The following is a 700-nucleotide window of genomic DNA, read 5'->3' as shown; positions in this document are numbered from 1 at the left end:
GACACTTGCTCGGGGCTAGAACCGGTACCCATGCTATCAAGTTCAGGTCCCTGGTCAATGCGGCGCCTACTTTTAATTGTGACGAACTCTTCAAGCTCCTTCCTCATCTCACTCTGGGAGAACAGCTGGCGTATGAACTCAGGATTATGCATAACTCGTGACAAGAATGCCCGGAGGCCGAGAAGGCCAGCGAGTGAGTGCATGCCGGGGAAGGCTGGCTCGCCGTCGTCGTACACCGTGGAGTACATGCATGGCCCGCGCGCGCCGCCGCCGCCGGCGACTCGCCGGAGTTGTACGTACGTGTGCGTGTAGCGAGTGATGAGTTGAGTGAGCTGGAGTGGTAGTACTCGACTCCGTAGGTGTGTGTGGGTACGCGTGACGTGGGGCTAAATAAAAGAGTTTGTCATCGAGGGCGGTGGGGCCCAGCGTCAGTGACGCGGTGCCCCTCTCTGGCCCCCACATGCCTCCGTCGTCGCAGGCGTTGTTTGTCGGTCTTTTGTGCTTTTTTTTTTTCGTGTTTGATTGGTTTTCATCGTGTAATGGGTGCGTTTCTGAGAGTACATTGTCTGTCTCTATGTGTGTGCGATCTGAGCCGTTCATGGCCGTGTGCCAACCATTTCTCGCCGTCGGTGAACCTACCGTCTTGTGTGTTGTTGTTTTGATCGGTTCGTCGTTTATATATGGGTTTGTCACGTTCTGA

1 protein-coding gene is annotated in these 700 nt (G+C 55.1%); it reads right to left on the bottom strand.

All coding sequences use genetic code 11. From position 1 onward, the window contains the following. Positions 1-248, bottom strand: a 248-nt coding sequence (locus NK662_RS24605) for a hypothetical protein (protein WP_254761344.1), incomplete at its 3' end; no start/stop codon positions are given. Positions 249-700: the final 452 nt, after the last annotated feature.

Origin of the sequence: Ectobacillus ponti (genome assembly GCF_024294785.1) — a bacterium.
Taxonomy (GTDB): domain Bacteria; phylum Bacillota; class Bacilli; order Bacillales; family Bacillaceae_G; genus Ectobacillus; species Ectobacillus ponti.
Note: the sequence above shows the minus strand (reverse complement) of the source record. Positions and strands in the feature narration are given on the sequence as shown.